This is a genomic window from Streptomyces sp. NPDC031340 (assembly GCF_055569945.1).
On the sequence record NZ_JBVIIE010000043.1, the window covers coordinates 50,242 to 73,719 of the forward strand.

General features: G+C 72.4%; 14 protein-coding genes. 12 read left to right on the forward strand and 2 right to left on the reverse strand.

Annotation, left to right across the window (positions count from 1 at the left end):
- Positions 1-32: 32 nt before the first annotated feature.
- The 4 genes from mrdA (at position 33) to ACZ5GT_RS28760 (ending at position 7,329) form a co-directional block, all read left to right on the forward strand.
- On the forward strand, positions 33-2,282 hold the full coding sequence (gene mrdA / locus ACZ5GT_RS28745; protein ID WP_469031825.1) for a penicillin-binding protein 2: 2,250 nt from the start codon (positions 33-35) through the stop codon (positions 2,280-2,282).
- A complete protein-coding gene (rodA, locus tag ACZ5GT_RS28750) occupies positions 2,279-3,478 on the forward strand; it encodes a rod shape-determining protein RodA (RefSeq protein ID WP_469031826.1) in 1,200 nt (399 codons plus the stop codon). The genes mrdA and rodA overlap by 4 nt, the downstream gene beginning before the upstream one ends.
- 215 nt (positions 3,479-3,693) lie before the next feature.
- Positions 3,694-5,214, forward strand: a complete 1,521-nt coding sequence (locus tag ACZ5GT_RS28755; RefSeq protein WP_469031827.1) for a CYTH and CHAD domain-containing protein — start codon at positions 3,694-3,696, stop codon at positions 5,212-5,214.
- Positions 5,215-5,355: 141 nt separating this feature from the next.
- Positions 5,356-7,329, forward strand: a complete 1,974-nt coding sequence (locus tag ACZ5GT_RS28760; protein ID WP_469031828.1) for a TIGR03960 family B12-binding radical SAM protein — start codon at positions 5,356-5,358, stop codon at positions 7,327-7,329.
- Between the two features lie 83 nt (positions 7,330-7,412).
- Here ACZ5GT_RS28760 and ACZ5GT_RS28765 read toward each other — a convergent pair whose 3' ends face one another.
- Both ACZ5GT_RS28765 and ACZ5GT_RS28770 read right to left on the reverse strand, forming a co-directional pair.
- Entirely contained in the window at positions 7,413-8,408 is a 996-nt protein-coding gene (locus tag ACZ5GT_RS28765) for a terpene synthase family protein (protein WP_469031829.1), read from the reverse strand.
- 214 nt (positions 8,409-8,622) lie between these two features.
- The gene (locus ACZ5GT_RS28770) at positions 8,623-10,302 is read right to left on the reverse strand and encodes a SpoIIE family protein phosphatase (RefSeq protein ID WP_469031830.1); all 1,680 of its coding nucleotides are present in this window, start codon (positions 10,300-10,302) and stop codon (positions 8,623-8,625) included.
- A 438-nt stretch (positions 10,303-10,740) separates the two neighbouring features.
- Here ACZ5GT_RS28770 and ACZ5GT_RS28775 point away from each other — a divergent pair, with 438 nt between their 5' ends.
- The 8 genes from ACZ5GT_RS28775 (at position 10,741) to ACZ5GT_RS28810 (ending at position 23,472) form a co-directional block, all read left to right on the forward strand.
- Positions 10,741-12,780, forward strand: coding sequence for a restriction endonuclease (locus ACZ5GT_RS28775; protein ID WP_469031831.1), 2,040 nt, complete (start codon positions 10,741-10,743; stop codon positions 12,778-12,780).
- Between the two features lie 248 nt (positions 12,781-13,028).
- Positions 13,029-14,219, forward strand: coding sequence for a hypothetical protein (locus ACZ5GT_RS28780; protein ID WP_469031832.1), 1,191 nt, complete (start codon positions 13,029-13,031; stop codon positions 14,217-14,219).
- A 48-nt stretch (positions 14,220-14,267) separates the two neighbouring features.
- Positions 14,268-15,032, forward strand: coding sequence for a TIGR03936 family radical SAM-associated protein (locus ACZ5GT_RS28785; RefSeq protein ID WP_469031833.1), 765 nt, complete (start codon positions 14,268-14,270; stop codon positions 15,030-15,032).
- Positions 15,033-15,304: 272 nt separating this feature from the next.
- On the forward strand, positions 15,305-19,414 hold the full coding sequence (locus ACZ5GT_RS28790; RefSeq protein ID WP_469031834.1) for an Rne/Rng family ribonuclease: 4,110 nt from the start codon (positions 15,305-15,307) through the stop codon (positions 19,412-19,414).
- A 237-nt stretch (positions 19,415-19,651) separates the two neighbouring features.
- A complete protein-coding gene (gene rplU / locus ACZ5GT_RS28795; RefSeq protein ID WP_004931419.1) occupies positions 19,652-19,972 on the forward strand; it encodes a 50S ribosomal protein L21 in 321 nt (106 codons plus the stop codon).
- Positions 19,973-19,986: 14 nt separating this feature from the next.
- Positions 19,987-20,241 carry a 50S ribosomal protein L27 gene (rpmA, locus tag ACZ5GT_RS28800; protein WP_324785643.1) on the forward strand — a complete coding sequence of 85 codons (255 nt, stop codon included), beginning with the start codon at positions 19,987-19,989 and terminating at the stop codon, positions 20,239-20,241.
- A 164-nt stretch (positions 20,242-20,405) separates the two neighbouring features.
- Positions 20,406-21,842 carry a GTPase ObgE gene (gene obgE / locus ACZ5GT_RS28805; protein ID WP_469031835.1) on the forward strand — a complete coding sequence of 479 codons (1,437 nt, stop codon included), beginning with the start codon at positions 20,406-20,408 and terminating at the stop codon, positions 21,840-21,842.
- Positions 21,843-22,011: 169 nt separating this feature from the next.
- Positions 22,012-23,472: an FG-GAP-like repeat-containing protein gene (locus tag ACZ5GT_RS28810; RefSeq protein WP_469031836.1), complete on the forward strand. Its 1,461-nt coding sequence runs from the start codon at positions 22,012-22,014 to the stop codon at positions 23,470-23,472.
- Positions 23,473-23,478: the final 6 nt, after the last annotated feature.

The window sequence follows — 23,478 nt, forward strand, 5'->3', positions numbered from 1 at the left end:
ACCCGTACATGAACTGAGAGGGGGAGACAGCCATGACCAACATCCCGGAGACCGGACGGACCCCACGCGTCCAGATCCGTCTCGTCGTCATCCAGATCCTCGTCCTCTCCCTGCTCGGCACCCTCGGCGGCCGCCTGTGGTACCTGCAGATCCGCGAGGGCGCCGAGTACGCCAAGAAGGCCTCCGGCAACCACGTGCAGCAGGTCGTCCAGCCCGCGGTGCGCGGCTCGATCCTGGACGCGCGCGGTGTGCCGCTCGCCGACAACGAGACCCGCCTGGTGGTCTCCGCCTCCCGCACCGACCTGCTGAAGATGAAGGACGACGGCAAGGCCGTCCTCACCAAGCTGGCCGGCGTCCTCGGCATGGACCCCGAGGAGGTCCTGCTGAAGGTGCGGCTGTGCGACGCCAAGACGCCGCAGCCCTGCTGGAACGGCTCGCCGTACCAGCCGATCCCCATCACCGACGAGGCCACGCCCCGGCAGGCCCTGCAGATCCGCGAACGAGCCGAGGACTTCCCCGGCATCACCGCCGAACCTGAGGCCGTCCGCCGCTACGCGAGCCCCGGCAAGTCCAACACCGCGCAGGTCCTCGGCTACCTCTCGCCGGTCACCGACGACGAGATCCAGCAGGCCCAGGACACCGACTCGCCCTACCTGCGGTCCGACCAGGTCGGCCGCTCCGGCCTGGAGCGCCAGTACGACAAGGTGCTGCGCGGCAAGGCCGGCGTCACCCGCTACGAGGTCGACAACCTCGGCCGCGTCATCGGCAAGGCCGAGGCGGACGCCGCCCAGCCCGGCTCCAACCTCGTCACCAGCATCGACGCCCGCGTCCAGCGCGTCGCCGAGTACGAGCTGGACCGCGCGATGAAGGTCGCCCGGCAGCAGTTCGACAAGATCACCGGCACCAACTACAAGGCCGACTCCGGCGCCGTCGTCGTGATGGAGGCCAAGACCGGCCGTGTCGTCGCCATGGCGTCCGCGCCGACGTACGACCCCAACGTGTGGGTCGGCGGCATCTCCGCCAAGGACTACAAGAAGCTCACCGGCAAGAACTCCGACTACCCGCTGATCAACAGGGCCATACAGGGTCAGTCCGCGCCCGGCTCGACGTTCAAGGTGGTCTCCACCGCCGCCGCGGTCGAGGCCGGCTACGAGTGGGACGGCGGCTACCCCTGCACCAGCTCCTACTCCGTCGGCGGCCAGGTCTTCAAGAACTTCGAGGGCGAGAACTTCGGCCCCATCTCCCTCGGCCGCGCCCTCGAGGTCTCCTGCGACACCGTCTTCTACGGCCTCGCCCACAACGAGTGGAAGAAGGACGGCGGCATCAACCCCAAGAAGGGCCAGGCCAAGGACTACTTCTTCAAGGCCGCCCACCAGTTCGGCCTCGGCAAGGAGACCGGCGTCGACCTGCCCAACGAGGTCACCGGCCGCGTCCCGGACCGCAAGTGGAAGCAGTCCTTCTGGGAGGCCAACAAGGGCTACTGGTGCAAGACCGGCAAGAAGGACGGCACCTACGTCGAGAAGATCGCCTACGAGAACTGCCTCGAAGGCAACAAGATGCGCGCCGGTGACGAGATCAACTACTCCATCGGCCAGGGCGACACCCTCGTCACGCCGATCCAGGAGGCCGTGATCTACGGCGCCCTCGCCAACGGCGGCACCATGTACCAGCCGACCATCGGCAAGGCCGTCATCAGCGCGGACGGCAAGACCGTGCGGGAGATCAAGCCCAAGGCCCAGGGCAAGCTGCCGATCAGCCAGGCCACCATCAAGGGCATGGACTCCGCGCTCGCCGGCGTCATCACCCGCGGTACCGCCGCCTGGAAGTTCGGCGGCTGGCCGCAGGACCAGATCGAACTGCACGCCAAGACCGGCACCGCCGAGGTCTACGGCAAGCAGACCACCTCCTGGCTCGCCACGTACTCCAAGGACTACACGGTCGTCATGACCATCGCCCAGGCCGGTACGGGTTCCGGCGCCTCCGGTGAGGCCGTGCGCAACATCTACAGCGCGCTGTACGGCGTCCGGTCCGACGGCTCGATCGACAAGAAGAAGGCGCTGCTGCCCACCCCGCAGAAGACCCTCCCGAAGATCAAGACCGACGGCACGATCGCCTCCCCGAAGATCTCCAAGGACCCGGTCGACGACATCCAGGCGACCGACGAGGGCGCGACCGCGCCGGACGAGACCCAGCCCGGCGCCACCACGGCGTCGCCCACGAACACCAACCGCGACACCCGAAGGCGGCCACGCAGGAAGGGAAGCCGGAGGATGCCGACATGACCGGAGCCAACACCTTCTCCGTCTCCGGATACGGTCCCGAACGCGCGGGCTGGACCCGAGTCTTCGCCCGCGACTCCGTCACCCGCCGCCTGGACTGGCCGATACTGCTGGCGGCCCTCGCGCTGTCCGCGATCGGCTCCGTCCTCGTCTATTCGGCGACCCGCAACCGCAACGAGATCAACCAGGGCGACCCGTACTACTTCCTGCTCCGGCACCTGATGAACACCGGCATCGGACTCGCCCTGATGATCGGCACCGTCTGGCTCGGCCACCGCGTCCTGCGCACGGCCGTGCCCGTCCTCTACGGCGCCTCGGTCCTCCTCATCCTGCTGGTGCTCACCCCGCTCGGCTCCACCGTCAACGGCGCCCACTCCTGGATCGTCCTCGGCGGCGGATTCTCGCTCCAGCCCTCGGAGTTCGTGAAGATCACGATCATCCTGGGCATGGCGATGCTGCTCGCGGCCCAGGTCGACGCGGGTGACCGGCAGCACCCCGACCACCGCACCGTCCTGCAGTCCCTGGGACTGGCCTCCGTGCCGATACTGATCGTGCTGCTCATGCCCGACCTCGGCTCGGTCATGGTCATGGTGATCATCATCCTCGGCGTGCTGCTCGCCTCCGGCGCCTCCAACCGCTGGGTGTTCGGCCTGATCACGGCCGGCGCCGTCGGCGCGATCGCCGTCTGGCAGCTGCACATCCTGGACGACTACCAGATCAACCGCTTCGCCGCCTTCGCCAACCCCGACCTCGACCCGGCGGGCGTCGGCTACAACACCAACCAGGCCCGCATCGCGATCGGTTCGGGCGGACTGACCGGCGCCGGTCTCTTCCACGGCTCGCAGACCACCGGCCAGTTCGTGCCCGAGCAGCAGACCGACTTCGTCTTCACCGTCGCGGGCGAGGAACTCGGCTTCATCGGGGCCGGCCTGATAATCGTTCTGCTGGGCGTGGTGCTGTGGCGCGCCTGCCGCATCGCCCGTGACGCGACCGAGTTGTACGGCACGATCGTCGCCGCCGGCATCGTCGCCTGGTTCGCCTTCCAGGCCTTCGAGAACATCGGCATGACCCTCGGCATCATGCCGGTCACCGGACTGCCGCTGCCGTTCGTCTCCTACGGCGGCTCGTCGATGTTCGCGGTGTGGGTGGCGGTCGGACTGCTCCAGTCGATCAAGGTACAGCGGCCCATGTCGGCGTGAACGCTGCGCCGGCAGTGCCGATGGACGTGCCGCGGCAGGCCGTCGATCGTCTGCCGCGCCGTCGTGGCCGGTCGCGCAGTTCCCCGCGCCCCTTCTGGGCGCTCCCCCCCCCCGGGTCGGCGGCCGCGCCCCTTCGGGGTGCTGCCCCCGGGCGGGCGGACGGTCGTGCCCGAAGGGCCCTGCCGTCCGGGGTGATGTCCCAGTAGATTCGGGGCATGGCGGACACAAAGCGCGAGATCGAGCGGAAGTACGAATCCGACGACAGTGGCCTGCCCGACCTCACCGGGGTCGCCGGGGTCGCGGCCGTCATCGACAAGGGTGTCGTGAGCCTGGACGCCACCTACTACGACACCGCCGACGAGCGCCTCGCCGCGGCCGCCATCACCCTGCGCCGCCGCACCGGCGGCTCCGACGCGGGCTGGCACCTCAAACTCCCCGTCGCCCCCGGCGTCCGGGACGAGATCAGAGCCCCGCTCACCGGCACCGTTCCGCCCGGCCACCTCGGGCTCGTCCGCTCCCGCATCCGCGACGCCGAGCTGATCCCGGTGGTCCGGCTGCGCTCCGACCGCGACGTGCGCGACCTCGTCGACGCCGAAGGACGCGTGCTCGCCGAGGCCAGCGTCGACGCCGTGCACGCCGAACGCCTCACCGGCGACGGCGGCGCCGCCCAGTGGACCGAGATCGAGGTGGAACTCGCCGACGGCGGTGACCCCGGCTTCCTCGACCAGGTCGACGAGCGGCTGCGCGGCGCCGGCGTACGACCGTCGGAGTCCCCGTCGAAGCTGGCCCGTGCCCTGACGGAGACCGCCCCGCGCGGAAAGGGCGGCAAGAAGCGGCGCGGCAAGCAGCGGCCCGTCAAGGCCCCGCGCACCGCCGGCGACCACGTCCTCGCCTACCTCCGGGCCCAGCGGGAGGCCGTCCTCGCCCTCGACCCGGCCGTACGGCTGGACACCTACGACTCCGTGCACCGCATGCGCGTCGCCACCCGCCGGATGCGCAGCGTCTTCCGCTCCTACGGCAAGGTCCTCGACCGCGGCGTCACCGACCCCGTAGGCGAGGAACTGAAGTGGCTCGCCGGCGAACTCGGCGTCGACCGCGACCACGAAGTGCTCACCGACCGCCTCACCGCCGCCCTGGACGAACTGCCCGACGCCCTCGTCGCCGGCCCCGTCCGCGCCCGCGTGCGCCGCTGGGCGAAGGCCCGGCGCGGGGGATCGCGCCGGCGCCTGATCGCCGTACTGGACGGACCGCGCTACCTCGCCCTCCTCGACGCCCTCGACGCGCTGCTCGACGACCCGCCCCTCCTCCCGGCCGCCGCCGGCAAGCCGTCCAAGGTGATCGCCAAGGCCGTGCGGAAGGACTTCGGCAGGGTCACGACGCTCGTCGAGCGGGCCATCGAGCTCCCGCCCGGCCAGGACCGCGACCTCGCCCTGCACGAGGCCCGCAAGAAGGCCAAGCGGGCCCGGTACGCGGCGGAGGCGGCCGTGGCGGCCCTCGGCGACCCGGCGTCCGACCTGGCCAGGTCCATGAAGACGCTGCAGGGCCTGCTCGGCGACCACCAGGACAGCGTCATGGCCCGCCAGGCCCTGCGCGAGCTGGCCGCGGTGGCCCACGCGGCCGGGGAGAACACGTTCACCTACGGGGTCCTCTACGGCCGCGAGGAGCACCGCGCGGCGACGGCCGAGACACGGCTGCCCCGGCTGTGGACGCCGATGCGGCAGGCGGCGGACATCTGAACGTACGGGGAAGGGCGGCGACCGCGTTAGGCTAGATGGTCACCCCTGTCAGCCGTCCGGCCGTCGCCCGACTGCCGGCGGATGCCAGTCCAGTACCTGCCAGTCCAGTCCCTGCCAGTCCATCCCACGAAGGTTCGCGAGATGTCTGCCGAAGTCGCTGCGGTCGCCGAGTCCGTGTTCCCGCAGCTCGAAGCTCTGCTCCCGCATGTGCAGAAGCCGATCCAGTACGTCGGCGGAGAGCTCAACTCCACGGTCAAGCCGTGGGAGTCCTGTGACGTCCGCTGGGCGCTGATGTACCCGGACGCCTACGAGGTCGGGCTGCCCAACCAGGGCGTCATGATCCTCTACGAGGTCCTGAACGAGCAGGACGGCGTCCTCGCCGAGCGCACCTACAGCGTGTGGCCGGACCTGGAGGCGCTGATGCGGGAGCACGGCGTCCCGCAGTTCACCGTCGACAGCCACCGCCCGGTGAAGGCCTTCGACGTGTTCGGACTGTCCTTCTCCACGGAGCTCGGCTACACGAACATGCTGACGGCCCTCGACCTGGCGGGCATCCCGCTGGAGTCCAAGGACCGCACCCTCGACGACCCGATCGTCCTCGCCGGCGGCCACGCCGCGTTCAACCCCGAGCCGATCGCGGACTTCATCGACGCGGCGGTCATCGGCGACGGCGAGCAGGCCGTGCTCGACATGACGCGGATCATCAAGGAGTGGAAGGCGGAAGGCCGCCCCGGCGGCCGCGAGGAGGTCCTGCTCCGCCTGGCGAAGACCGGCGGGGTGTACATCCCGGCCTTCTACGACGTCGAGTACCTCCCCGACGGCCGCATCGCCCGCGTGGTCCCCAATCGGTCGGGCGTTCCGTGGCGCGTGTCCAAGCACACGGTCATGGACCTCGACGAATGGCCGTACCCCAAGCAGCCCCTGGTCCCGCTCGCCGAGACCGTCCACGAGCGCATGTCGGTGGAGATCTTCCGCGGCTGCACCCGCGGCTGCCGCTTCTGCCAGGCGGGCATGATCACCCGCCCGGTGCGCGAGCGCTCCATCACCGGCATCGGCGAGATGGTCGACAAGGGCCTGAAGGCCACCGGCTTCGAAGAGGTCGGACTCCTCTCCCTGTCCTCCGCGGACCACTCGGAGATCGGCGACATCGCCAAGGGCCTGGCGGACCGCTACGAGGAAGACAAGATCGGCCTCTCCCTCCCCTCCACCCGCGTCGACGCCTTCAACATCGACCTGGCGAACGAACTCACCCGCAACGGCCGCCGCTCCGGCCTCACCTTCGCCCCCGAGGGCGGCTCGGAACGCATCCGCAGGGTCATCAACAAGATGGTCTCGGAGGACGACCTGATCCGCACCGTCGCCACCGCCTACGGCAACGGCTGGCGCCAGGTGAAGCTGTACTTCATGTGCGGCCTGCCGACGGAGACCGACGAGGACGTCCTGCAGATCGCCGACATGGCGACGCGGGTCATCGCCAAGGGCCGCGAGGTCTCCGGCTCCAACGACATCCGCTGCACCGTCTCGATCGGCGGCTTCGTCCCCAAGCCCCACACCCCCTTCCAGTGGGCGCCCCAGCTCTCCGCCGAGGAGACCGACGCCCGCCTGGCCAAGCTCCGGGACAAGATCCGCGGCGACAAGAAGTACGGCCGTTCGATCGGCTTCCGCTACCACGACGGCAAGCCCGGCATCGTCGAGGGCCTGCTCTCCCGCGGCGACCGCCGCATCGGCGCCGTCATCCGCGCCGTCTACGAGGACGGCGGCCGCTTCGACGGCTGGCGCGAGCACTTCTCCTACGACCGCTGGATGAGCTGCGCCGACAAGGCGCTGGCCCCCTTCGGCGTGGACGTCGACTGGTACACCACCCGCGAGCGCACCTACGAGGAGGTCCTCCCCTGGGACCACCTGGACTCCGGCCTGGACAAGGACTGGCTCTGGGAGGACTGGCAGGACGCCCTCGACGAAACAGAGGTCGAGGACTGCCGCTGGACCCCCTGCTTCGACTGCGGGGTGTGTCCGCAGATGGACACTTCCATTCAAATCGGCCCGACCGGCAAGAAGCTGCTCCCGCTGACGGTCAAGAACGCGGCGCCGGCGCCGGGAGGTCACGCGCACTGACCCGGAAGCACGTGGAGAACCGCTGAGCCCCCTCCTTGCCCAGGGAGGGGGCTCAGCGCTGTCCGGTCACTCGGGTGAGGTGGCTACGGGGTGAACAGGTCGGCCAGGTAGGTCGGTTCGGTCTCTATGTCGGCGTAGCGGCCGGTCTCCTTCGACCAGGCGATGTCCCCGGCGGTGAGCGCGTGGAAGTCCCTGACGCAGCGCAGCGCGTCGTCGATGACGTCGTCGGTGAGGCCGGCCTGCGTCAGCCGCTCCGGCAGGACCTGTTCGAGGTCGAGGATGCGCTGGACGTATCCGGCCTGCATCACGGCCACTCGGTCCACCGCCTCCTGGAGGCTGCACCCGTGGTGATGACGGATCACCGTGACGGCGTTGAAGGCGTAGTCGTGCGCGAGTTCCTTGCGCAGCGAGTAGAGGTCGTTGATGCAGGCGTTCCCGTAGATGACCGCCTCCCGCATGTCCGCGAAGGCCGGGTTCGCGTGCAGTCGGTCGGGCAGGTCCACGCCGGTACCGATCTCCACCAGGTCCAGGACGGCGTCGAACGCAAACGAGGCGCGGCGGTGGGCGAGATACTGCTGGAGGCCGGGTACGCGCCCTTCCTCACGGTGGATCATGTCGGTCCGGTAGCTGTCGAAGTACCACAGCAGGTGCGGAACGAACCTGCGTTGCCACGTGGCGGAACGGACGTCTGTCGTGCGGCGCCACAGGTCGGCGAGGGAACGCGTCAGCGGTCCGGCCGCGACGGTTCCGTCGAAGACGGCGAACAACGGTCCGAACGCCTCCCGCCACCGCTCGGGCTGGTAACCGCGCACCGGGTCGTCGTCGAACTGGTCGTCCAGTTGGAACAGCCATGCGTTCCACTGGGTGATGAGTGTCAGCGCCTCCGGTGCGGCGGTCGGGCACAGCCATGCGGTCAGCCGGTCCACCCGGGTGCGCCGCACGTGCCGGCGTGCCTCCTCGGTGGGCACCAGGCCGAACTCGTCCAGCCACGCCTCGGTGGCCGCCGTGGCCGTCGCGAGTTCCGGATTGAGCGCCGCCGGTACGGGTGTGCAGAGGTCCGGAATCCGGAAGTTGTCCATGCGTCAGCTCGCTTTCCGGTGCTTCTCTGCCGTTCGTGACATCCAGCGGCGTTGCCGATGCGGATGCCAAAGGTCCGCAAGGAGCATGACCAGGAAGTCCCGGCCACCGACGTAAATTACCTTGCCGGTCGGCGGCGTTGGACAGAGGCTCGCTTCTCCGGCGCCGGTCGCTCTTCGCGGGGCGGCTCCCTCGGGCCGGGCGGTCGGGGCCGGGTCAGCGGCGGCGGGCGGGCCGGTCCAGCCGGGCCAGCAGCACGGCGACGTCGTCGCCCGGGCCGTGAGGCTTGCGGGTGCCGGCGAGGAGGTCGTCGACCACGGTCTCCAGGTCCGCCGTGCAGGCGCCCCGCAGCCCCTTGAGGAACCGCTCGGTGCCCTGGTCGATGTCCTTGTTCACGGCCTCGAGCAGGCCGTCGGTGGTCAGCGCGAGCACGCTGCCCGGGGCGATGCGCAGGCGGGTGGTCGGGTACTGCTGATCCCGGTCGATCCCCAGCGGGAGTCCGCCGGAGACCTTGAGGAGGCGCGGCCGCTTGCGGGGCATGACCAGCGCCGGGGCCGGGTGACCGGCGCGGCACACCTGGAGCGTTCCGTCGGAGGGGTCGAGCGCCAGGTAGCAGCAGGTGGCGAACAGGGCCCGGTCCGGGTCGGTGTTCAGTTCGGCCAGCAGGCGGTTGGTGCGTTCCAGGACGGCCGCGGGCGGGTGTCCTTCGTTCGCGTAGGCGTGCACGGCGGTGCGCAGCCGCCCCATCAGGGAGGCGGCGTGCACGCTGTGTCCCTGCACGTCTCCGATGACCAGGGCCACGCCGCCGTCGGGCAGGCTGATGGCGTCGTACCAGTCGCCGCCGATCCACATGCCGGAGGTGGCGGCCTGGTAGCGGGCGGCGACGGTCACCCCCGGCACCGCGAGCGGCCCGCGCGGCAGCATGCCGCGCTGGAGCTCGGTGGCGAGCGCGTGTTCCGACTCGTACATGCCCGCTCGCTCCAGCGACTGGGAGAGCAGTCCGATGGCGGCGACCAGCAGGGCCCGCTCCTCGGGCAGGAACTCCTGCGGCTCGGGGAAGCTGACGAGGCAGGAACTGACGTGGCCGCGCGAGTCCTTGAGCGGGAGCGCCGCCCATGCCTGCGGGGCCGGCCGCGCGAGCGGCGCCAGGTGCGGATAGCCGGTGGTCAGTGCGTCCGCGGAGCCGACGAGGACGGGCGCCCCGCGGTTGAGGCATTCCTCCACGAGTGCGCGGGCGGTGGCGTCGACGACCGGCGGGGAGTCCTCGCTCTGCTCGTCGTCGGTGCAGGAGGCGACGACGGTCAGCCGGCTGCCCTCCGGGGCGACCACCGTCAGCGCGTCCGCTCCGAAGGTGCGCAGTCCCGCCTGTGCGGCGGCCATGATGTCCTTGACCGTCACCGCGACGGCCAGTGCCGCGGTCAGCTCCCGCATCCAGCGGTCGCGGGTGGCGCGCTCGTGGAACCGCCGCCGCTCCGCCTCGTGGCGTTCGTGCACGGCCGTGGTGTCCATGACCACGCCGACCATGCGGGCCGGCAGCCCGTCGGTTCCCGGCAGGACGCGGCCCCGGGCTTCCAGGGACCGCTGTCGGCCGTCGTCGGAGGTGACCCGGTACTCGATCTGGTAGTTGCCGCAGGATTTCGCTATGAGTGCCAGCGCGTCGCGCACGTCGACCAGATCGGACTCGTGCACGGAGGCCAGGAAGTCCGAGATGTCCGACGGGCCGTCCGCGGGCATGCCGTGCAGTGCGAGGGTGAGCGGGTCGCAGGCGATCTCGCCGGTGGCGATCTCCCAGCAGAAGAAGCCCGCCTCCACCATGCTCGCGCTGGCCTGGAAGGCGCCGGGACGGGACGCGCCTCCCCGGGACGCGGCAGTACGCACCGACTCGACGTCTTTCACTGGTTCTCCCTGCCGCGGCGTGAACTGCTTCCCTCTGCGGGGTCGACGGTGCTCAACCGGATGGGCCGTTGCCTTGCAGCGAATGGTCGGCGGGAACCAGCCGGTGAGGCGACCTGAGAGCCTACGGGACTACGACACCGTTCCCTCCTGGAGGCGAACAGGGCTCTCGCACCGGATGGTGCGTCCGCTCTGCCGGGGAAGTCTGCCTGCCCGGCCGACTGTGGCCGGATTGTGTGCATGTTAGTGACTTCCCGGATCTTGCGCCAGACATCCCGCCCGGCCGATCGGGCCGGCCGGCGAACGGAGGGCGGCGACGGGATCGGGGGCGTCGGCTCCGGAACGGCGATCGCTGGATACAGTCGCATGGTTACTGCTGGTCGCTGGGGGCGGCCGGAGCTCGGTCGGCGTTGCCGACGTCCTGGGGAGGGCCTGTAGCGGATGAGTCGTCGCTCTGCTGGTTTCGTCGGTGCCTGGGCCGAGATCCAGCGACAGCAGCAGCGCCAGGCGGAGGCCGAGGCGAGGCAGGCACGGGCCCGTCAGCGGCTCGCCGCCCAGAACCACCGGGAACAGCGGCAGGCGGAGGCCGTGCGGCGGACGGAGGAACTGGAGGCTCAGACGGCCGCGTTGCAGGCGGTGTTGAGCACGGGCTGCGCGGCGCCGGCCTTCAGGGCGGCGCCCTTGATGCGCGCGGAGGAGGTCCCGCCGTTCGACCCGGGGCGGCTGGCCTGGCCGGTGCGCATGCCCGATCCGGCCCAGTACCAGGCGCAGAGCGGCTGGACCGCGAACCAGCGGGCGCAGGCGCAGGCCGAGGCGCGGGCACGTTTCGAACGTGACTGGCATGCCGCGCAGGCCGCCGAGGCGGAGCGGCAACGGCAGTTGGCGGCGCTGCAGTGGGAGCACGAGCAGCGGGCGCAGGCCCTGCGGGCCGAGGTGCGCCGGCACAACGCCGGGATAGCGGAGGCGGTCGAGGGGGTGAGGCGCGGCGAACCCGACGCGGTGGTCGAGTACTTCACCGCCGCGCTCTACTCGTCGACGGCCTGGCCGGCGGAGTTCCCGCGGCAGGTCGCCGCGGCCTACGACCCGGAGGGGCGGCAACTGGTCCTGGACTGGGAGCTTCCCGGGTACGACGTCGTCCCGGAGGCGAAGTCGGTGAGGTACGTGTCCGCCACCGGCCAGTACAAGGAGACGGCACGTCCGGTGGGCCAACGGCGTTCGCTGTACCGGGAAGTGCTGGCGCAGAGCGTTCTGCTGGTGCTGCATCAGCTGTTCGCCGCGGACGAGCACCGCGTCCTCGACTCCGTCGCGTTGAACGGCTACGTGGACGCCCGCGATCCGGCGACGGGCAGGCAGGCGCAGATCTTCCTGGCGACCGTCATGGCCCCGCGGGCGGTGTTCACCGAGCTGCACCTGGCGCAGGTGGAGGCGGTGAGCTGCCTGAGCGATGCCCTGCGGGGACAGCTCGCGACCCGGCCCGACCAGCTCACCTCCGCGGTGCGGCCGGGGCGGCGGCCCCAGGACGTGGGACGTCAGGTGGCCGCCCACGGCGGTGACGAGGAACCCGACCTGTACGAGATGGATCCGCTCGCCTTCGAGTCGCTCGTGGCGGATCTCTTCCGTGCCATGGGGATGGAGGCGGTGACCACGCAGCGCTCGAACGACGGCGGCGTGGACGTCGACGCGGTGGACCCGGCACCCATCCGCGGCGGCAAGATCGTCGTGCAGGTCAAGCGCTACCGCAACACGGTGCCTCCCACGGCGGTGCGCGACCTGTACGGCACGGTCCAGGACACCGGTGCGAACAAGGGCGTCCTGGTGACGACGTCGGGGTTCGGTCCGGGCTCGCACACCTTCGTCCGGGGCAAGCCCCTGGAACTCGTCTCGGGCCGGGAACTCGTCGACCTGCTGCACCGGCACGGCCTGCGGGGACGCCTGGGGGACGGCGGCCGGCCGGCGCCGGCGCGACCGGCTCCGCCCGCTCCCGCGGCCGCCCCGGACGAGCACAATGTGCTGGGCCTGAGCTGGTCCGGGGACGTCGTGCTGGACGTGTGCGCGCTGGTCTGTCACGGCAACCGGGTGCTGGGCGAGGACCAGTTCGTCTTCTTCAACAATCCGCAGACTCCGGACGGTTCGGTACGCGCGGTGCGGGCGGCGGCGCCGGACAAGGCGGCGATGCGGGTCGCGTTCGACGCGCTGCCGGCGGCCGCCGACCGGTTCGTGCTGGTGGCGGCCGTCGACCCGGAGGTGAACCCGCACGCCGACCTGTCCGGGTTCACCGACGCCCGCATCCGGCTGCTGGACCGGTCGATGACCGAGCTGGGCCGGCTGGAGGTCTCCGACGGCCGCGCCCGCGAGACCGCCCTGGTCCTCGGTTCCTTCCGGCGCAGGGCGGGCGGTGACTGGGACTTCGTGCTCGGCGGGAAGGGCTACACCGGGGGTCTGGAGGAACTCGTGCGGGACTTCGGCATCGACGTGGAGTGACACGGGGGTCGTGGAGTGCCGCCGGGGCGCCGGGGTCACCGACGCCGTACCGGGGACGTGGCCTCAGGTCCGGTGGGGGAGGCGTCTCGGGCCGGCCAGGACCGTTCCGCGGTGCGGGATGCGGGCCGTGCTGACGGTCCCCCCGACTCCCCGGCGCGCAGGGCCGGTCGACCTGGAGCGCCGGGCCGGGCGGTAGGCCGGGCGAGGCGGGCTGCATCCGCGGGGCGGTTCACCGCGTCTACGCAGGTATGGATCTGGAGAAGCCGCCGCCGCGGCGCCGGGAGCCCGAGGGGTGCCTCGCCGTCGCGGTCCGCGTTCCGGTGCGGATCGTCGTGCTCGTGCTGGTCGTGCCGGTGCGGATGGTGTGGGACGCGTTCGTCGTGGCCGGCCGGGTGCTGCGGGACACCGTGCTGCGGCCGCTCGGGCGGGCGTTGGTGTGGGTCGGCCGGGCTGTCTTCGTGTGGCCGTTCGTGGCGCTGTGGCGGTACGTCCTGGTGCCGGGCGGCAGGGCGCTGGCGTGGCTGGGGAAGGTGCTGGTCGTCGTCCCCCTCGCCTGGATGTACGCGCACGTGCTGACGCCCTTGGGGCACGGTCTGGTGTGGGTGGCGCGGGGGATCGGCGCGGGCCTGGTGTGGGTGTACGCGCGCGTGCTGACGCCGGTGGGGCGCGGCGCGGTCTGCGTGTTGCGGGGGATCGGCGCCGCTCTGGTGTGGGTGTACGCGCGTGTGCTCACTCCGGTCGGGCATGCCGTGCTGTGGGTGCTGGGGAAGGGCGGGGCCGTTCTCGCCCTGGTCGCGGCCGGGGTGTTCGCCGCCGTGGCGTGGCTGGTGCGGTACCTCCTCGTCGTACCGGCCCGGTGGGTGTACGCGTGGGTGCTCGCGCCGATCGGTCGGGCCGTGGTCTGGTGCGCGAGGGGGCTCGCGCGGTTCGCGGGCCTGGTCGTGACCGGTGTCGGCGTCGCGCTGTACTGGCTCGCCCGGGTCCTGCTCGTGCTGCCCGCGCTCGCGCTGTGGCGCTGGGTGCTGGCGCCCGCCGGACGTCTCCTCCTCGTCGTCGGGCGGGAGGTCCGCGACGCGCTCGGGCACGCCTGGCGGGTCGCCGGGCGGATCTCGCTCGCCGTCGGGCGGTTCCTCGGGACCCTCCTGCGGTGGATCTTCGTGGAACCGGTGCGGTGGGTGTACCGGACGGTGCTCACCCCCGTCGGGCACGTCCTGCGGGACGCGGTGCTGCGGCCCGCCGCCGAAGTCGCGCGCACGGTGGGGCGGGCGGTGCGGGAGGCGCTGGCCTCCGCGCGCGCGTCCGTGCGGCAGGCGCGGGCCGACTTCCGGCGGATGCTCCTCGGGGAGCCCGCGAAGACCGGGTCCGATGACCGGCGGGAACCTTCGGGTCGCGAGACACGTACTCTTGGTAGCAGTACGACCGCTCTCACGAAGGACTGAACGACACTGGGCAAGCGACAGCCCGAAGGCCCGCCGCCCGCACCCGCGGTGCAGCGCATCCGACTGCGCTACACCAAGCGCGGCCGCCTCCGGTTCACCAGCCACCGTGACTTCCAGCGCGCCTTCGAGCGTGCGCTGCGCCGCGCCGAGGTGCCCATGGCGTACTCGGCGGGGTTCACGCCGCATCCGAAGGTGTCGTACGCCAATGCCGCACCCACCGGCACGGGCAGTGAGGCGGAGTACCTGGAGATCGCCCTCACCGAGGCGCGGGATCCGGAACTGCTCAGGGCGCTCCTCGACGAGTCGCTGCCCGCCGGGCTCGACATCGTCGAGGCGGTGGAGGCCAGGACCTCCGGACTCGCCGACCGGCTGACCGCTTCCGAGTGGGAGCTGCGACTGGACGGCGTGGACCCGGCCGAGGCGGAACGGGCGGTCGCCGCCTTCAAGTCCGCCGAGGCCGTCGAGGTCCAGCGCATGACGAAGAACGGCGTACGGACGTTCGACGCCCGCCCGGCGGTCGTGAGACTCGAAACACAAGGTGAACCGGTTGATAGGCCGACCGACCAGCCCTGTGCGATACTGCGGCTGGTGGTTCGGCACGTGACGCCTGCCGTACGACCCGACGACGTCCTGTCCGGTCTCCGCGCCGTGGCCGACCTGGCGCCGCCGGTCCCCGTAGCGGTGACCAGGCTGGCGCAGGGGCTGCTCGATGAAGGGACCGGCACGGTGACCGACCCGCTCGCGCCCGACCGCGAGGCGGCGACGGCCCTCATCACGGCCGGTTCAGCCGCCGCCGCGAAGGCGCCGGCGTAAGGAAGGTCCCGCGAAGGACGGACGTCGTAAGCGCCGCCCTCGGACTCGGGAGCCACCTGGGTCGGGCAGCGCACCGACCACAAGACTTTCGCCAGGCCGTGCGCAAATCGGCGGACGGAACCGGCGAGACAGGACACAGAGAGCTCCCGTGTGGCGCCCGCGCCCCGGACGGCGGCACCGCGCACAGCGCGAGCCGCGGACGTCAACGGCGGTCGAGTCATCGACGCCGGACCAGGCGCGGCGCCCGGGAGCCTGACGGGAGAAACGCCCGCATGCTCGAACCGACCGAACCCACCCAGGGTTCCGAAGAACTGAACACTCCCAGCGACACCCTGCCGCCGCGTCGTCGGCGCCGTGCCGCTTCCCGGCCGGCCGGACCGCCCGCCGGAGCCGCCGAGACCGCGGCCGAGATCACCGCGCCGACGGTGACGGCCGACGACGCCGACCCGGCCGACGAGGCCGAGACGGCCGTCGAGACCGCCGTGGCGGAGGAGACCGAAGCGGCTGCGGCTGCCGAAGAGGCGCAGGTCGCTGAGGAGACCGAGGCCGCCGAGACGGCGCCGCCCGCCGCTCGGCCGCGCCGCCGTGCGACCCGCCGGGCCTCCGCGCCCGCCGGGTCTGCCGCCGACGCGGAGAGTGCGGAGACCGTGCTGCCGTCGGCTTCCGCCGCTGAGAGCCCCGCGGCCGAGGCCGTCACCGAGACGCCCGCTGCCGAGGCGCCTGCTGTCGAGGAGGTCGCGCCGGCTGCCGGTCGTACGCGTCGGCGTGCCACGCGGCGGGTGTCCGCGCCCGCCGAGAGCGCCGAGGCCGCGAGCGAGGCTCCTGCCGCCGAGGCCGTCACCGAGACGCCCGCCGCCGAGGCGCCTGCTGTCGAGGAGGCCGCGCCGGCTGCCGGCCGTACGCGTCGGCGTGCCACGCGGCGGGTGTCCGCGCCCGCCGGTGCGCCGGAGTCCGCCGAGGCCGTTGCCGAGGCTCCTGCCGCCGAGGTCGTCACCGAGACGCCCGCCGCCGAGGTCCCGGAGGAGGCGCCGGCCGAGGAGGCGGCTCCGCGTCGTACGCGTCGCCGCGCCACGCGTACGACGTCCACGCCCGCCGCCCCGGCCCCCGAAGAGCCGCAGGCGCCCGCCGAGGCGCCCGCTGCCGAGGCCCCCGCCGCAGAAGCCCCCGAGGCGTCCGAGGACGCCGCTCCCCGGCGTGCCCGTCGCCGGAGCGTGCGCAAGGCCGCCGTCGGGTTCTCCGCGCCCGCCCCGGTGACCGCCGAGCCGGAGGAGAAGCGGCGGCCCGCGCGGCCCGCCGTCGCCGTCTTCCAGGCGCCCGTGTTCACCGAGCCGAAGTTCCAGACGCCGGAGCGCGCCGCCGCCGAAGCCGCCGCCGAGGCGGCGGAGGCCGAGGACGTGGTCGACGTCGTGGAGGCCGTGGAGACCGAGGAGACGCCGGAGGAGCAGCCCGCCGGGACGCGCCGCCGCCGTCGCCGCCGGGGTGCCGCCGCCGACGAGGAGACCGCGGCCAGGGCCGTGGAGCCCGTCGCCGAGGACGAGGAGGAGGCCGAGGAGTCGGCCGAGGACGCCGTCGAGGGCGAGGACGGCGAGGACGGCGGTTCGCGCCGCCGCCGTCGCCGGGGCGGCCGTCGCCGCCGCCGTGGCGAGTTGGCCGAGGCCGGCGGTGACGAGGACGCGGACGAATCCGACGACCTCGCCGCCGAGCAGGCCGAGCGGGCCGACGAGGACGTCGCGGACACCGCCGAGCAGGAGGAAGAGGACGCCGAGGCGGGCCGCTCCGACGAGGGCGGGTCCACCGCCGGCAGCCGCCGCCGCCGTCGCCGCCGTCGCCGCGCCGGTGACACGTCCGTCGACGTCGAGCCCGGTGAGAACGACCCCGAGCGCACCGTCGTCAAGGTCCGCGAGCCCCGCAAGCCCTCCGAGCCGTCCGACGAGGTGCAGTCCATCAAGGGCTCGACCCGCCTGGAGGCGAAGAAGCAGCGCCGCCGGGAGGGCCGCGAGCAGGGGCGCCGCCGCGTCCCGATCATCACCGAGGCCGAGTTCCTGGCCCGCCGTGAGGCCGTCGAGCGCGTGATGGTCGTCCGCCAGCACGGCGACCGCACCCAGATCGGCGTCCTGGAGGACGGCGTGCTCGTCGAGCACTACGTCAACAAGGAGCAGTCGACCTCGTACGTCGGCAACGTCTACCTGGGCAAGGTCCAGAACGTGCTGCCGTCGATGGAGGCCGCCTTCGTCGACATCGGCAAGGGCCGCAACGCCGTCCTGTACGCCGGCGAGGTCAACTTCGACGCGCTGGGCATGGGCCACGGGCCGCGCCGCATCGAGTCCGCCCTGAAGTCCGGGCAGTCCGTGCTCGTGCAGGTCACCAAGGACCCGATCGGGCACAAGGGCGCCCGCCTCACCAGCCAGGTCTCCCTCCCGGGCCGCTACCTCGTGTACGTGCCCGAGGGCTCGATGACCGGCATCAGCCGCAAGCTGCCCGACACCGAGCGGGCCCGGCTGAAGACCATCCTCAAGAAGATCGTCCCCGAGGACGCGGGCGTCATCGTGCGCACCGCCGCCGAGGGCGCGAGCGAGGACGAGCTGCGCCGGGACGTCGAGCGGCTGCAGGCGCAGTGGGAGGACATCCAGAAGAAGGCGAAGAACGGCAACGCCCCGACGCTGCTGTACGGCGAGCCGGACATGACCGTCCGCGTCGTCCGCGACATCTTCAACGAGGACTTCTCCAAGGTCATCATCGGCGGCGACGAGGCGTGGCAGACCATCCACGGATACGTCTCGCACGTCGCCCCGGACCTCGCCGAGCGGCTGCAGCGCTGGACCTCCGAGGTCGACGTCTTCGCCACCTACCGGATCGACGAGCAGCTCGCCAAGGCGCTGGACCGCAAGGTCTGGCTGCCCAGCGGCGGTTCGCTGGTCATCGACCGGACCGAGGCGATGGTCGTCGTCGACGTCAACACCGGCAAGTTCACCGGCCAGGGCGGCAACCTCGAGGAGACGGTCACCAGGAACAACCTGGAGGCGGCCGAGGAGATCGTGCGCCAGCTCAGGCTGCGCGACCTCGGCGGCATCATCGTCATCGACTTCATCGACATGGTGCTGGAGTCCAACCGGGACCTGGTGCTGCGCCGCCTGCTGGAGTGCCTGGGCCGGGACCGCACCAAGCACCAGGTCGCGGAGGTGACCTCGCTGGGGCTGGTGCAGATGACGCGCAAGCGCGTCGGCCAGGGCCTGCTGGAGTCCTTCTCCGAGACCTGCGTGCACTGCAACGGCCGCGGCGTCATCGTGCACATCGAGCAGCCGACCTCCGTCGGGGGCGGCGGCAAGCGCAAGAAGCGCGGACGCGGCGCCGACGGGGCCGTGCACGAGCACGAGGCCGCCGCGGTGGCCTTGGAGACCGCCGAAGCCGCCGAGGCAGTCGAGGCCATCGAGCCGGAGGCGGAGAGCGCGGCCGAGGTGGCCGCCGAGCCGGTCGCCCTGCCCGCGCCCGAGTTCATGCCGGACGAGGAGCTGTACAGCAGCGTCGCCGAGGCGGAGGCCGCGGTCGCCCGCGGCGGCCGCGCCCGGCGCCGGTCGAGCCGGCGGGCGTCCGCCCCGGCGGGTGCGCCCCGGCGCGAGGCGGCCAGGGCCGAGGAGCCGAAGGAGCCGAAGGCGGAGGTGGCCCCGGCCGCCGAGGCCGCCGCTCCCACGGCGCAGGACGTCACCGCCGCCGAGGAGGCCGGGCGTCCGGTGCGGCCGGAGCCGGCCGCCCAGGCGCTGGCCGAGCCGGCCGCCGTCGAGGACGCGGTCGTCGAGACCCCGGCGGAGGCCGTCGAGGCCCCGGCAGCGGTCGTCGAAGCTCCGGTGGAGGCCGAGGAAGCCGCGCCCAGGGGCCGTACGCGCCGCCGTGCCACCCGCAGGGCGTCCGCGCCCGCCGGGTCGCCCGCGGGGGCCGAGGCCGCCGTGGTGACCGTCGCCGAGACCGCGCCGGCCCCCGAGCCGCAGGCGGTCGAGGAGGCCCCGGCAGCGCAGCCCGAGACGCCCGCCGAGAGCGCCGCCCCGGCCCGTCCGCGCCGCCGCGCCGTGCGCAAGGAGACCGCGCCCACCGCGCCCGTGGAGGCGGCCGTCGTGGTCGTCCCGACGGCCACGGAGGGTGCGGCCGGCGAGGAGGAGCCCGCGGCGGAGGCCGAGGCGGCTCCGGCCAAGAAGACCGCCCGCAAGGCGGCCAAGAAGGCCACGGCGAAGAAGGCCGCCGTCAAGAAGACCGCGGCGAAGAAGACCGCGGCCAAGAAGACGGCCGCCAAGAAGACGACGGCCAAGAAGGCGGCGACGGCCGCCAAGACGGCCGCCGCGAAGTCGACGGCGAAGAAGACCGCGGTCCCGGCCGCCGCCGACGAGGAGTGACCCGTGAGGTGTGCGGCCGGCCCGAGTGACCGGCCGCACACCGGCGGGGCCCGGCCCGGTTTGACCCCTTCGGCCGGGGCCCCGTAACCTTGACCGTCGGCGTGTCCCGTGGACATGGGCGCGCCACATCCCCGTAAACCTCATCCTCCGGAGCACCGGGTGCTGCGGAGAGGCCGCCCGTGTGCCGGGCGGCTGGACTGCGGGGGTGCCGTTCCCGAGCGAGAGAGTGAGATCCGCGTGTACGCCATCGTGCGCAGCGGTGGTCGCCAGCACAAGGTTGCTGTCGGCGACATCGTTGAGGTTGACAAGATTTCCACCGCCAAGGTTGGCGACACGGTCGAGCTCTCGACCCTGCTCGTTGTCGACGGCGACGCTGTGACCAGCGACCCGTGGGTGCTGGCCGGCATCAAGGTCCAGGCCGAGGTCGTGGACCACCACAAGGGCCAGAAGATCGACATTCTGCGCTACAAGAACAAGACCGGCTACCGCCGTCGTCAGGGCCACCGCCAGCAGTACACGGCGATCAAGGTCACTGAGATCCCCGCGGCTGCGAAGTAAGGGACTGAGGAGAGATGGCACACAAGAAGGGCGCATCGTCCACCCGTAACGGTCGTGACTCCAACGCTCAGCGCCTCGGCGTGAAGCGCTTCGGCGGTCAGGTCGTCAACGCGGGCGAGATCCTGGTCCGTCAGCGCGGCACCCACTTCCACCCGGGCTCCGGCGTCGGCCGCGGCGGCGACGACACGCTGTTCGCGCTGCAGGCGGGTGCGGTCGAGTTCGGCACCTACCGTGGCCGCAAGGTCGTGAACATCGTCCCGGTCGCCTGAGTCGTCTGACTTCCGTCTGACTTCACGGCTTCGACCGAACGTTTCGCGAGGCGGACCTCACTTCCCGGTCGGGAAGGCGGGTCCGCCTTTCGCGTGTTAGGCAGTAGACAAGCAGGAACGTGCGTCAGCGACGTACGTACGGAAAGTGCTGGAGGCACCCCACCATGACCACCTTCGTGGACCGCGTCGAGCTGCACGTCGCCGCGGGTAACGGAGGCCACGGCTGTGCCTCCGTCCACCGTGAGAAGTTCAAGCCGCTCGGCGGCCCGGACGGCGGCAACGGCGGCCGGGGCGGCGACGTGATCCTCACCGTCGACCAGTCCGTGACCACCCTGCTCGACTACCACCACTCGCCCCACCGCAAGGCCACCAACGGCAAGCCCGGCGAGGGCGGCAACCGGTCCGGCAAGGACGGGCAGGACCTGGTCCTGCCGGTGCCGGACGGCACCGTCGTCCTCGACAAGGCGGGCAACGTCCTCGCCGACCTCGTCGGGCACGGCACCTCGTACGTCGCCGCGCAGGGCGGCCGCGGCGGACTCGGCAACGCGGCGCTGGCGTCGGCGCGGCGCAAGGCGCCCGGCTTCGCCCTGCTCGGCGAGCCCGGGGACCTGCGGGACATCGTGCTGGAACTGAAGACGGTCGCCGACGTGGCGCTCGTCGGCTACCCGAGCGCGGGCAAGTCCTCGCTGATCTCGGTGCTGAGCGCGGCCAAGCCGAAGATCGCCGACTACCCGTTCACCACGCTGGTGCCCAACCTCGGCGTGGTGACCGCCGGTTCGACCGTGTACACCATCGCGGACGTGCCCGGACTGATCCCGGGCGCCAGCCAGGGCAGGGGACTGGGCCTGGAGTTCCTGCGGCACGTGGAGCGGTGCAGCGTGCTCGTGCACGTACTGGACACCGCCACGCTGGAGTCCGACCGCGACCCCGTCTCCGACCTGGACGTCATCGAGGCGGAGCTGCGCGAGTACGGCGGCCTCGGCCACCGGCCGCGGGTCGTCGTCCTCAACAAGATCGACGTGCCGGACGGCAAGGACCTCGCCGAGATGGTGCGGCCGGACCTGGAGGCCCGCGGGTACCGGGTCTTCGAGGTGTCCGCCGTCGCCCACCTCGGACTGAAGGAACTGTCGTTCGCGCTGGCCGAGTCGGTGGCCAAGGCGCGGGCCGCGCTGCCGAAGGAGGAGGCGACCCGGATCGTCATCCGGCCCAAGGCCGTGGACGACGCCGGTTTCACGGTGACGCTGGAGGACGACGGCCTGTTCCGGGTGCGCGGCGAGAAGCCCGAACGCTGGGTGCGGCAGACCGACTTCAACAACGACGAGGCCGTGGGCTATCTCGCCGACCGGCTCAACCGGCTCGGCGTGGAGGACGAGTTGATGAAGGCCGGCGCCCGGGCCGGGGACGGCGTCGCCATCGGACCCGAGGACAACGCCGTCGTCTTCGACTGGGAGCCGTCCGTGACGGCCGGCGCGGAGATGCTGGGCCGCCGGGGCGAGGACCACCGGTTCGAGGAGCCGAGGCCCGCGGCGCAGCGGCGGCGGGACCGGCAGGCGGAGCGGGACGAGGCGCTCGGGGACTTCGAGGGCTTCGAGCCGTTCTGATCCGGGGCGCGCCGGCGTCGCCCGCGGCCCGCGGGTGAACGCCGGGCGAATCTGTGACGCACTCCGGGGCAACTTCCGCCGGATCCGGTGAGTCGTAGTGGGCGGTCAACAGCTTTTCCGCTCATCCGCCCTCCAGCTCATCGGAGTCGACGTGCCTCAGCCTGTCGTCGTGCCCCACTCTGCCGCCGCGCCCACCGCCCGGCGTGCCACAGCCCGGCGTGCCGCGGCGCTCGCGGTCGCCCTGCTCGCCACGACCGCCGTCACCGCCGCCGTACCGGCCGCCCAAGCCCAGCCCGCGCCGGCGCGCGACGCGCGGCAGGACTTCAACGGGGACGGCTACGCCGACCTCGCCGTGGCCGCCCCCTACGCGACCGTCGGCGGCAAGACCAAGGCCGGTTACGTCGCCGTGCTGTACGGCAGCCCGAAGGGACTGCTCGCCGCCTCCCGGACGGTGTACACGCAGGCGTCGCCCGGCATCCCCGGCACGCCCGAGAAGAACGACATGTTCGGCTTCCGGATGAGCGCGGCCGACCTCGACGGCGACGGCTTCACCGATCTGCTGGTGGAGTCCGGTGACGAGCGCTGGCAGCAGGACGGTATCGAGCGGGCGGGGTCCCGGACCGTGCTGTGGGGCAGCCGCGCCGGGTTCGTCTCCGGCAAGGTGCTGCCCGCCGAGGGCACCGGTCTCAGCCAGGCCCCGTTCACCGTCGCCGGCGACTTCAACGGCGACGGGCACCAGGACCTGGCGCGCAACGGCCGCGTGTTGTGGGGCCCGTTCGGCCGCGACGGCGTTCCCGCGGCAGTGCAGGACGGGCAGCCCTTCACCGACGAGGACGAGCCGATGAAGATCGTGGTCACGGTGGCGGTCGGCGACACGGACGGCGACGGCGCCGACGACATCGTGACGGTGGGCCGCGCGTCCGACGGCTGGGACGACGAAGGCACCTACGGCAACTACGTCTACTACTCGCGCGGCGGCCGCGACGGACTGAGCACCCCCGTCCGTCTGACGCGACTGGACGGTCCGAAGGCCGACAGCGTGGCGCTCGGCGACCTCGACGGCGACGGCCGGGCCGACCTCGTCGCCGACGGCCGGAACACCCTCCGCGTCCTGCGCGCCGGCAAGCAGGGCCTCACCGACACCGCCCCCCGCGTGATCACCCAGGACACGCCCGGGGTGCCGGGCGTCCAGGAGTTGGGTGACCAGTTCGGCAACCACTTCTCGGTCGGGGACGTCGACGGCGACGGGTACGGCGACATCCTGGCGGGCGTTTCGGAGGAGGACTTCGGCGGGCTGAGGGACGCCGGCGCCTTCGTCGTCATCCCGGGCGGGCCGGCCGGGCCGACCGGGGCCGGGACCAAGGCGTTCAGTCAGAACAGCGCGCGCGTTCCGGGCGTGGCCGAGACCGGCGACCGCTTCGGCCTCGCCGTCCACCTCGTCGACGCGAACGGCGACGGCAGGGCCGAGCCGGTCGTCAGCGCGCCGTGGGAGGACTCCCGCGCCGGCGCCGTCTGGGTGTTCCGCGCCACCTCCGCCGGCGCGACGGCCAGGGGTTCCTTCGTCTTCGGCGCCGGGACGCTGGGCACCACCGCGTCCGGCGCCCAGCTCGGCGCCGTGTTCTCCGACTGACCTCCG

Bases quoted from the DNA above. Each gene is read 5' to 3' on its own strand.
- obgE (WP_469031835.1), top strand. From the start codon at position 20,406: ATGACCACCTTCGTGGACCGCGTCGAGCTGCACGTCGCCGCGGGTAAC.
- ACZ5GT_RS28755 (WP_469031827.1), top strand. From the start codon at position 3,694: ATGGCGGACACAAAGCGCGAGATCGAGCGGAAGTACGAATCCGACGAC.
- ACZ5GT_RS28775 (WP_469031831.1), top strand. From the start codon at position 10,741: ATGAGTCGTCGCTCTGCTGGTTTCGTCGGTGCCTGGGCCGAGATCCAG.
- ACZ5GT_RS28790 (WP_469031834.1), top strand. From the start codon at position 15,305: ATGCTCGAACCGACCGAACCCACCCAGGGTTCCGAAGAACTGAACACT.
- ACZ5GT_RS28760 (WP_469031828.1), top strand. From the start codon at position 5,356: ATGTCTGCCGAAGTCGCTGCGGTCGCCGAGTCCGTGTTCCCGCAGCTC.
- mrdA (WP_469031825.1), top strand. From the start codon at position 33: ATGACCAACATCCCGGAGACCGGACGGACCCCACGCGTCCAGATCCGT.
- rodA (WP_469031826.1), top strand. From the start codon at position 2,279: ATGACCGGAGCCAACACCTTCTCCGTCTCCGGATACGGTCCCGAACGC.
- rpmA (WP_324785643.1), top strand. From the start codon at position 19,987: ATGGCACACAAGAAGGGCGCATCGTCCACCCGTAACGGTCGTGACTCC.
- ACZ5GT_RS28765 (WP_469031829.1), bottom strand. From the start codon at position 8,408: ATGGACAACTTCCGGATTCCGGACCTCTGCACACCCGTACCGGCGGCG.
- ACZ5GT_RS28780 (WP_469031832.1), top strand. From the start codon at position 13,029: ATGGATCTGGAGAAGCCGCCGCCGCGGCGCCGGGAGCCCGAGGGGTGC.